At 70.2% G+C, this 10,163-nt stretch carries 6 protein-coding genes; 2 read left to right on the top strand and 4 right to left on the bottom strand.

The window, feature by feature from the left end:
* Positions 1-79 precede the first annotated feature (79 nt).
* The 4 genes from D7Y13_RS12170 to D7Y13_RS12155 all read right to left on the bottom strand — a co-directional run bounded on the left by D7Y13_RS12170 (position 80) and on the right by D7Y13_RS12155 (position 6,350).
* Complete coding sequence (locus D7Y13_RS12170; protein ID WP_120533011.1) at positions 80-1,933, bottom strand: glycoside hydrolase family 15 protein; 1,854 nt, start codon at positions 1,931-1,933, stop codon at positions 80-82.
* Between the two features lie 484 nt (positions 1,934-2,417).
* Positions 2,418-3,860 carry a glycoside hydrolase family 6 protein gene (locus D7Y13_RS12165; RefSeq protein WP_120533010.1) on the bottom strand — a complete coding sequence of 481 codons (1,443 nt, stop codon included), beginning with the start codon at positions 3,858-3,860 and terminating at the stop codon, positions 2,418-2,420.
* Positions 3,861-3,979: 119 nt separating this feature from the next.
* Positions 3,980-5,341: an ATP-grasp domain-containing protein gene (locus tag D7Y13_RS12160; protein WP_120533009.1), complete on the bottom strand. Its 1,362-nt coding sequence runs from the start codon at positions 5,339-5,341 to the stop codon at positions 3,980-3,982.
* Positions 5,342-5,378: 37 nt separating this feature from the next.
* Positions 5,379-6,350, bottom strand: coding sequence for a YybH family protein (locus D7Y13_RS12155; protein WP_120533008.1), 972 nt, complete (start codon positions 6,348-6,350; stop codon positions 5,379-5,381).
* A 242-nt stretch (positions 6,351-6,592) separates the two neighbouring features.
* Here D7Y13_RS12155 and D7Y13_RS12150 point away from each other — a divergent pair, with 242 nt between their 5' ends.
* A complete protein-coding gene (locus tag D7Y13_RS12150) occupies positions 6,593-8,272 on the top strand; it encodes a DHHA1 domain-containing protein (RefSeq protein ID WP_120583909.1) in 1,680 nt (559 codons plus the stop codon).
* The gene (locus tag D7Y13_RS12145) at positions 8,269-10,089 is read left to right on the top strand and encodes a GNAT family N-acetyltransferase (RefSeq protein ID WP_120583910.1); all 1,821 of its coding nucleotides are present in this window, start codon (positions 8,269-8,271) and stop codon (positions 10,087-10,089) included. The genes D7Y13_RS12150 and D7Y13_RS12145 overlap by 4 nt, the downstream gene beginning before the upstream one ends.
* The last annotated feature ends 74 nt before the right edge of the window (positions 10,090-10,163 follow it).

Genomic DNA, 10,163 nt, shown 5'->3' with positions numbered 1-10,163 from the left:
CCCCAAATCCGCCCCATGGCGCCCGCCCCCTGCTCCACCGTCAAGCGAGGAGCCGGGTGCGGGTCCTTCCTCCCCGGGCCTACGAACGCATCGCGGGTTTGTGCCCCTCGAAGAGCATGTAGGCGCAGTTCACGAGCGCCAGGTGGCTGAACGCCTGGGGGAAGTTGCCCAACTGCCTGCGCTCACGGGGCAGGTACTCCTCGGCGAGCAGGCCCACGTCGTTGCACAGCCCCACCAGCTTGGCGAAGAGCTTCCGCGCGTCCTCGGTCCGCCCCATGAGCTGGTAGGTGTCCGCGAGCCAGAAGGAGCAGGCGAGGAAGGCGCCCTCCTCGCCGGAGAGCCCATCGACGCTGTCCTCCGTCCGGTAGCGCAGCACCAGCCCTTCCGGCATCAGCTCCTGCTCGATGGCCCGCACCGTTCCGGCGACGCGGGGATCCCCCGGCGGGAGGAACCCGCTCATGGGGATGGCGAGCAGGCTCGCATCCACTGCCTTGGAGCCGTAGTACTGCGTGAACGTGTTGCGCTGGGCGTCGTAGCCCTTGCTGCACACCTCGTCGAAGATGGTCTGCCGCAGCTCCACCCACGGCGCCTTGTCCTCCTTCAAGCCGAACTCGTCGATGGCGCTCAGCCAGCGATCGATGACGACCCACGCCGACACCTTGGAGGCGGTGAACGAGTGCTCCGGCCCCCGCATCTCCCAGATGCCATGGTCTGGCTCCATCCAGACCTCGGACACCCGCGTCGCGAGCGTCTTGAGTGCCTTCTCGCCGCGCGCGGGCAGCCGGCCCAGCAGCTTCGCGTGGATGTAGAGGGCCGCGGCGAACTCGCCGAGGACGTCGAGCTGGAACTGCGAATAGGCACCGTTGCCGATGCGCACGGGGCGTGCCCCTTCGTATCCTCCCAGCCAGTCCAGTGAGACCTCGGTGAGGCGCCGCTCGCCCCGGATGCCATACATGATCTGCAACTGGCCCGGAGCGCCTCCGATGGCGTTCTCCAACCAGTCGGCGAACGCACTCGCCTCGTCCATGAGGTCGGCGCGCATGAGCGCGTTCAACGTCAGGACCGAGTCGCGAATCCAGCAGAACCGGTAGTCCCAGTTGCGATCCCCTCCCGGTGTCTCCGGGAGCCCGAAGGTGGGCGCGGCGACGAGCGCCCCCGACGGACGGAAGCTGCACGCCTTGAGGGTGAGCAGCGAGCGCACGACCACGTCCTGGTACTCGGCGGGCAATTGGATCCGCGAGGCCCAGTCCTCCCAGAAGTCCTGCGCCTCACGCAGGGCGACCTCCGGATCAAGCGGCGCGGGGATCTCCGCGTAGGGCCGGGCCCAGGAGAGCACGAAGGGAATCCGCTGGCCTGCCTGGACCGTGAACTCGGATTCGAACGGAGGAGGCGCCTCGCCAGCGCCGCCTCGCAGGTAGAGCGCATCCGGGCCGGCGACGGCGGCGGAGGATCCATCCCGCCGGCTCACCAGCGGAACGGTGAAGCCGTTGGCGAACCGGGGGCGCAGCTCGGAGCGCATCGTCACCGTGCCCCGGACTCCCTCCACCCACCGCACCACGTGGGGACCCTCCTTCCGGATGGGCATGAAGTCCACGACACGGACCGTGCCCGATTCGGTCACGAACTCCGTCTCCAGGATGAGGCTCTTGCCACGGTAGCGGCGTCGCACCTCGCGCACGGGCGTCTTCGGAGCCAGCTTCCACCGCCCGTTTTCAGGGGTTCCGAGCAGCGACGTGAAGCACGCATCCGAGTCGAAATCCGGGAGGCAGAGAAAGTCGATGGACCCGTCCCGGGCCACGAGCGCGGCCGTGTGCAGGTCGCCTAGGAGCGCGTGGTCCTCGATGAGCAGACCGGGTTCCGCCTGGGTCTCGCTTCCCCACCCGGTCCTGGGCGCTTGCTTTGTCTGAAAGGTCTCTGTCGAAGTCGAAGCCATTCATTCCTCCGGGCTGATGGGGTGTTTCCCTGGGAAAGGTAGGCCCCCACACGGAGGGTGCAATGCGCGACGAGGGCCCGCAGTCGCGAAGCCCCTTCACGCGAGCGGTGGAGCGCTGACGACGGAGGCCGGGCTCCACCTGTCGCCTGGCGCCCGCCTGAGACCTCCCTCCCCCCCGACTCCACGCACGGGGGAAGGGCCTGCCTGCCGCTAGAACGTCTCGCCTACCACCAGCGTGACGGGGCCGAGGCTCTGCACGATGTAGCGGTTGCGTGTGCCCACCTGGATGACGCTCTTCAGCCGCGTCCGAGGCCTGGGGCGAAGCGCGCTCGCCCAGGATGAACGCCGCGTAGCGCGTGTAGGCCTTGTGAAGCGTGCCGCCGCCCGGGCCCGCAGGCGCGAGCGGGCAGAACCCATCCATCGTGAATCCAGCGTCATGTCCGTTCCAATCGAGAAGAGTGACCCTCACGTCAAAGGCGATGACTCAGGTCCCGTCGATGAGCCGGTTCGCCAGGTCCGGGCTGAACTGTCCGGCGGGCGTGCCCGGGGCGATGCCGCAGTTGCCATCCGAGTCTCCCGGCACCTTCACCCAGAGCAGCATCTCCGCGCCGCCGCCCGTCTGCGAGGGCGTGCCCAGCTTGCGGCCCGCCGGGTTGCACCACTCCCCGTTGGAGCCATTGCCGTTGCGGCTGGTGTCCACGACGAACTGCCGGGTGTAGCCATAGCGGCTGGAGAGCGCGGCGTTGACCGCGTTGCCATACGTGGCGGACTCACCGGCGGCGTAGAAGTTGGAGACGTTGAGGGAGAAGCCGCGCACGTTGCGCGCGCCCGCGGACTCCAGCCGCTGCGCCATCGTGTCGGCGCCAATCCACCGCGCGTTGCCGCCGTCCAGGTACGCCCAGGTGTTGGGCGCGCGGTCGCGGAACTGCTCGGAGGCGTAGCGCAGCAGGCCCAGCCGCGTCTGGCGTTCGGCATCGTTGGGGAGGCAGTCGAGCTGCGCGACGGCGTCCGGCTCGATGATGACGACCGCGGGCCGGCTGCCGAGCCCCGCCGCGAAGGCGGAGATCCACGAGCGGTACGCGTCCGCGCTGCCCGCCCCGCCGCCGGAGTGGCTGCCGCAGTCGCGGCCCGGGATGTTGTAGGCCACCAGCACCGGCAGCTTGTCCGCCGCGTCCGCCGCGCCGACGAAGCTGGACACCGCCTGGGTGATGTCGCCGCTCCAGTTGCCGAACCAGCGCGCCATCGGCTTGCTGGCGATGGAGGCATTGATGCGCGACGCGCGGCCGTCACCACCGTTGGCGCGCACCCAGACCGCCGGGTTGGAGTCGGGGTCCACGTAGAAGCCGCTCGTCATCGCCACCGGACCGGAGCCGGGGGAGCCGCTCTCCGTGGTGAGCGACACGTCATCCAGCCGCACCGTGACGGCGTTGGCCCGTCCGCCCAGTTGGAACGTCACCTGCCCCACGCCCGTGGACAGCGAGGACGTGAACGGGAAGGTGAAGCGCCGCGACGTGCCATCCAGCGTGAAGGACTGGGTGAGCGTCGCCGCGTAGGGCGCGGCGTCCTGCTGCACCGTCACGCGCGCGGTGATGGCCGCGGTGGCCGTGGCGGTGAAGGCCAGCGTGTACGCCCGGCCGCTCACCAGCGTCAGGCCGCTCTGCCCCACGATGGCGTCCCACGCGTTGGCCGTGTTCGCCGCCACGTCCACGCGCCACTGGTTGCTCTCCACGCGAGACTGCGTGCTGGCGTTGTTCCACCACGGCGCCGTGGTGCCGTTGTTGAAGCCGCCGTTGGCCAGCAGCTCCGTGAGCGCCGCCTCCTGCGTGGACACCCCAGCTTCTGCCGGAACTTCAGGCGCGGGCCCACAGGACGCGAGCAGCGAGACCAACGGAAGCGACAACCAGCACAGCAGACCAGGGGAACGCATGAACGGACTCCTCGACACGGGGGAGTGCCATTCATGCGGAGGCTCGAACCGGGAAACAATGCTTTTCTGTTATTCCAGAACTGTCCGAAATTTTCCCTGGATGTGGCGGCAGCCAGGCCTCAGCGCTCGCGGACCACCGCCACCGTCGTGAGGCTTCCGCCCTGCGACATGTTGAGCATCGCCCCGGGGGCCAGCCGCACCAGGAAGCCCTCCGGGCGGCCGTCCTCCCAGAGGAACGGGTTGAGGTCCGAGTGCAGCGCTTCGTGTCGCACCTGCCCGCCGTCGAACACGGGATACGGCGCCTTCACCAGCTCCAGGCGCTCCTGCACGACCCAGGTCTCCTCCAGGGCCTGCTTGAGCGTGGCGCTCCAGGTGTCCGCGTCCGTGTTCCAGCCCAGGGTGACGCCCTGGCCTCCGTAGTTGAAGGCGGGCTTGAGCACCAGGTGCTCGCGGTGCCCGGCCACGTACGACAGCAGGTCCACGGAGGCGCCGTCGCGGAGGGTCTTCCCGTCGCGCACCACGCGCGTCCAGGGGATGTGGCGTTGGATGAGTCCGTCCTGCGCCGCGCCGAACGCGCCCTCGTCCGCCATGCGGCTCAGGGTCGCGAAGAGCGTCTTGTTGCGCAGCGTGGTGCTGCGGAACAACCCGTTCATGAAGTTCGCCGAGCCGTCGGTGATGGCGCGCATGACCGGATGGTCCGGACCGCAGCCCATCATCAGCCCACCGAAGCCGATGGAGGAGATGAAGGTGATGACGTCCACCGGGAAGTCCCCCACGCGCAGCACGCCGTCCGCGTACGTCCAGTCATCCTCGGAGGTGACGATGCGCAGGTCCCAGCCGTTCTCCTTCAGGTACTGCTGGTACACCACCTCTTCGTCGGCGTCGTCCGGCCCGGGAGGCCCGAAGAGCGCCAGGGTCGGCGGGCCGCTGCGTCCGGCGCGCGCCTTGAGGGCGTTGAGGGATGTGACCAGGTTGGGCGCCGTCGCGGGACGGACGACCTCGTAGCGCTTCGAGAAGGCCTCCATCACCGCCGAGGTGTCGAACGCCTCCCCCATGCTGTGGGAGTTGATGGGACCGCCCGGGTAGGGATTGAACTCGATGAAGCGCAGGACGCCGTCCGCGCCGACGAAGCCATCCAACCGGCCGATGACGCCCAGCCCCGGGCGCTGGCCGTCCACCGGGATCATCATCTCCTCCCACCCCTGGGGGTAGAGCGACTCGCGGAAGGCCGCGTCCCCGGCGGCGCGCCAGGCCACCGCCTCCAGGGCCTGCCCCACCGCGCGCGCGGCGCGCTGGATGTCCGCGTGCTGCTCCGGCGTGACGAAGTACGGGCGCAGCGACCGGTACAACACGCGCCCTCCCAGCGTGACGCCCTTGGACTCGGCGGCCTGCTGGAGGTGTTCGTGCGTGCGGCGCAGCACGTCCCCCTGGAGCAGGTCGTCGTAGAAGGAGATGGCGTCGGACAAGGGTGCGCGGGACATGGGGTGACTCCGGAAGGGGTGGAGAAAAGACGTTGCGTCAGGGGCCCTGCGGACCGGGGCTGGAGTTGCCGCCGTCGGTGACGTAGCGCCACTGCCCGTCCGCCTGTCGGCGCCACACGGTGAGGTACTTCACGTGTTCGATCTCCGGCTTGCCCTGCGCGTCCTTGCCGCTGGAGACCGCGCGGCCCACCGTGTACGCGAGGTCTCCCGACGCCGCCGCGTCCCCCAATACCGGCTCCCAGCGCAGGTCGATCTGATCCAACGTGAACGGCGCGTACGCCTTCGCGATGGTGTCCTGGCCGAAGAGGCCGGCCGCCCCGCCCAGCAGCACCGCGTCCTCCGCGGCGTAGGCGCCGAAGGCCTTGCCCATGCCCTCCTGGACGGACATCGCGGAGAAGGCGGTGTCCGCGGCCTTCGCCTCCGCGAGCACCACGTCCTTCGGCACCGTGCGCGGCGCGGCCGCGGGCAGCGTGTGCGACGTGGAGAAGCCCGCCGGCGGCGTCATGGGCGTCTTCGCCGCGTTGCGCACCGTCACCGCCACCCGCCACTGGCCGTCCGGCTGCCGCCGCCAGGTGGAGATGTAGCGCCCCATCGCCTTCGCCGTCGCGCCGTCCGCGTCCACCGTGGACGTGCCCACCGAATAGCCCAGCGTCCCGTCCGCGCTCACGTCCCAGCGCACCGGCTCCCAGTGCACCGTGCCGCCCTCCTCCAGGGGGTGGGTCGCCAGCCAGGCGCGGATGGCCTCCCGGCCCTTGAGCGCGTAGGAGCCCTCCACCAGCATCACCGCGTCGTCCGCGAGGAACTCCGCGAACCCCTGCGCGCTGCCCGCCTTCGCGCTCGCGTCGGACATCGCCTGGTCCGCGGCCCGCAGCCCGCTGCGCGCGTCGGAAACCGACAGTGACGCTGAACGCGATGCGGCGTCCACGCCAGCCCCCGCGCCGCCCGCCCCACTGCATCCCATCGCGCCCAAAGACGCCGTGACGAGCGCTCCCGCGAACATCCGGTTCATGTGCTTATTCCCTTTCGAGCCCTGGACAGCCAGTGAATCAAGACCTGCTGGACTACCTTGCTTCGCTACCCGTTACACGCAATCGTGACTCATCCATGATGCTTTACGATGAGAGCAACGTCTCCGAGTGCTCCTGGCCGGAGACTCCCGCGGGACGGCTCGCCCGAGACTATTTCGTTCCATTGATGAAACATGGAACGACGGCCTATTTTTCCGACCGCACCACACTGCGATTGGTGGCAATGGATGACCTGGTCATCCCGTTGGCCGTCAACGCTTCGGAATACGACAACTCCGCACTGCTCTCCACCTTCGCGCGCTACATCAGCCTCCAACTGGCGGCGGTGACGGCGGAGATGTGGGGCGCGGCGCGCGCGGTGGCGGTGCGCGGGGCCATCCGGACATTGGGCGCGATGCTCAAGGCGGCGCGCATCGACCGGTGCGTGTACGTGGACCACTGGCTGGTGCTGCGCAACCTCAACGCGCACCTGACGGAGGACCAGGTGGCGCGCCTCACCGACTTCCTGGTGGAGCGCTTTCCCGGGCACGCCATCGTCTTCACGCTCACGCCGCTCACGCACGCGCCGCTGCTGAACCTGCTGGGCGCGCGGGGCTATGACTTCGTCTACGGGTTGCACACCCGGATGATGCTGCCCACGCAGGCGGAGGGGAACCGGCAGGTGCGGGAGAACCGCCGCCGGGATTCGCGCCTGCTGGAGGCCGCCGGCTACCGGCTGGTGGACGGACGGGAGGTGCCCGGCTGCGCGCCCCGGCTGGTGGAGCTGTATCGCGCGCTCAACGGGGAGAAGTACCGCACGAACCTCCAGTACACGGAGGAGTTCTTCGCGTGGACGCTGCGCGAGGGCATCCTCAAGTACACGCTCGCGGTGAAGGACGGGCGCGTGGACGGGTTCTACGGCCACCACGTCCACGACGACGTGCTCTTCTCTCCGGTGTTCGGCTACGACGTGGCCCTGCCCCAGGAGCTGGGCCTGTACCGCGGGCTCGTCTACCAGCTCATGCAGGACGGGGTGGATGCGGGCCAGACGGTGGAGCTGGGCGCGGGCGCGGACCCCTTCAAGAGCCTGCGCGGCGCCATTCCCATCCCCCGCTGGAACGCCGTCCACACCCGCCACCTCTCCTCGTTCCGTCAGGGCGCGTGGCGCATGCTGCGCCGCTTCGCCAACGACGCCCTCCGCCCGGCCTCGCGCGGCATGATGCGCAAGCTGGATGGTGAGGACGTGAAGGGCTTCGACCCGCTGTCGCTGCCCTTCACGCCGCCCACGGGCCAGACGCCGCAGGAGGCCTCGCGCTCGCTGCGCCAGCAGGTGGACGCGCTGGAGCAGGCCCTGGAGGCCGCGGCCGGGCTGGAATCCGAAGCGAGGCTGCGCGCCCTGGCGCCGCTGTCCCAGACGCTGCACAACTGGCCTCAGCCCGTGCCCCGTGTGGTCGCGCTGCGCGAGCGGCTGACCCGGCTGGAGCAGGAGGCCCGCCGCAAGCCCGCGCGCGCCACGGCGGACACCCAGGTGGCTCCCGCCGAGCACGCCCGCCAACTGCTGGAGGGCGCGGCGCGGCTGGGGGACACGTCGCTCATCGCCGCGCACCTGGGAGAGGCGTCCGCGCAGCACCTCAAGGCGGTCGTGGAGTCCCTGCGGCAGGCCGCCGGGTGCGTGGGCGTGGTGCTCACCGCCACGCGCGGCGACAAGGTGGTGCTGGTGACGGCCGCCAGCGTCGCGCTGCGGGACCAGGGCCTGGACGCGGGCCAGCTCATGGCCCAGGTCGCGCCCTGCGTGGACGGCAAGGGCGGAGGCTCCGCCGAGGTGGCGTGGGGCGGAGGTTCGCGGGCGGAGGGCATCGACGCGGCGCTCGCCGCCGCGCGCAGCTACGTGCAGTCCAGGCGGACGCCTGGAGAGCGCTCATGATCCTCTACGACGCCTCCACCATCGCGACCGCGCCCTTCCCCGACACGGAGGAGGGCCGCGCGGCGAAGAGCTTCCTCGTGCCGCTGTTCCAGCGCGGGCCGGAGGCCTGGTTCGAGGACCGGGCCCGCATGCTGCTGCTGGGGATGGACGACCTGCTCATCCCGCTGTCCCTCACCGACGGGTCCTGGAACAACTCGTACCTGTTCTCGATGTACGCGCGCTACATCGCCAGCCAGCGCAACGCCATCAAGACGGGCAACTGGAAGCCGCTCGCGGGCTTCACCGCCAGCAGCGCGCTGTGGGGCGTGGGCGCGGTGATGAAGGCCACGCGGCTGGACAAGGTCATCCAGGTAGACACCTGGCCCAGCATGCGCAACATGGGCGCGAACCTGACGGCGGATCAGGCGCGGCGGCTGACGGAGTTCCTCACCACGCGCTTCCCGGACCACGCGCTCGTCTTCATGGCGCTGAACCCGGCCACGCACTCGCCCCTCTTGAACAACCTGAAGGGGCAGGGCTACGCGTTCTCATACATGACGCACACGCGCATGCTGCTGCCCGCCGGCCTGGACCCCGGCGCGAGCGCGCGCAAGCTGCGACGGCGCGACGCGCGCATGACGGAGACGTCCGGCTACCAGGTGCTGGACGGCAGGGACGTGCCCGGCTGCGCCCCCAGGCTCGCGGAGCTGTACCGGATGCTGAACCGCGAGAAGTACATGACCAACCCGCCCAACACGCAGGCCTTCTTCGAGGACCTGCTCCAGGGCACGCGCATCCCGCTGCGCCTGCTGGTCAAGGACGGCCGGGTGGACGCCTTCTACGGCATCTCCGTGAAGGACGAGGTCCTCTACTCGCCCGTGTCCGGCTACGACCTGACGCTGCCACAGGACGTGGGCCTGTACCGGATGCTCAACAGCCTGCTGATGATGGAGGCGTTCGACCGGGGCATCGCCATCGAGACCGGCGGCGGGTCGGATCCCTTCAAGAGCCTGCGCGGGGACCGGCCCCTGCCCCGCTACAACGCCGTGTACCTGCGCCACCTGCCCTCGTACCGGCACATCGCGTGGCGGCTCGTGGACAAGCTGGGCAACGAGTCGCTGCTGGGCTTCAGCCGCAAGCGCCTGCGCGAGGTGGACGGCGAGGCGAACGTGGTGGGCTTCGACGGCATCCCGGAGACCTTCGCGCCGCCCTTCCTGTCGCCTCGCGAATCGGTGGCGCTGCTGAACCGGGAACTGGAGTCGCTGGAGCGCGACGTGGAAGCGACCGCGAACCTCACGGGCAAGGAGCGCACGCGGCACGTGGTCGCGCTCCACAAGCGGCTGGAGGAGGAGCAGCTTCCGCGTCCCCGCGTCGCCCGGCTGCGCGAGCGACTGAAGCAGTTGGAGCACGACTCTCAGACCGACAAGAAACAGCGCAAGAAGGGCCCGAAGGACGACCCGCGCGCGGACGTGGCGCGCCACCTGCTGGAGGCCGCCACCACCGTGGGAGGCACCACGGTGGTGTGCCACCACCTGGGAGAAGCCCCCGAGCATCCGCCCCGCACGCTGGCGGAGCTGCTCGGCAAGGCGTCCACGCCCACCGCGGTGGTGCTGACGGCCACGCGCGGCGGCACCGTGGAGTTCGCCACCGCGGCGACGCCGCAGCTCGTGGCGCTCGGCGTGGATGCCAGCGCGCTGCTCACGCAACTGACGGCGGATGGTCCACCCCAGGGGGGCGCTGAGCTGGCGTGGGCGGAAGGCTCCCATCCCGAAGACATCACCGGCGCCCTGGAGCGGGCCCGGGGTTTCCTCCAGACGCGGCTCACCGCTCCCTCGTAGCCCGCGGTCCATCGCATCCGCAGCGCACAACCCCCGCGACCGGCGACCCCGGCGCGCGCAGCGAGGTACGTCCG

It is taken from the genome of Corallococcus praedator, assembly GCF_003612125.1.
Taxonomy (GTDB): domain Bacteria; phylum Myxococcota; class Myxococcia; order Myxococcales; family Myxococcaceae; genus Corallococcus; species Corallococcus praedator.
This window is presented reverse-complemented; position numbering and strand designations above follow the sequence as displayed.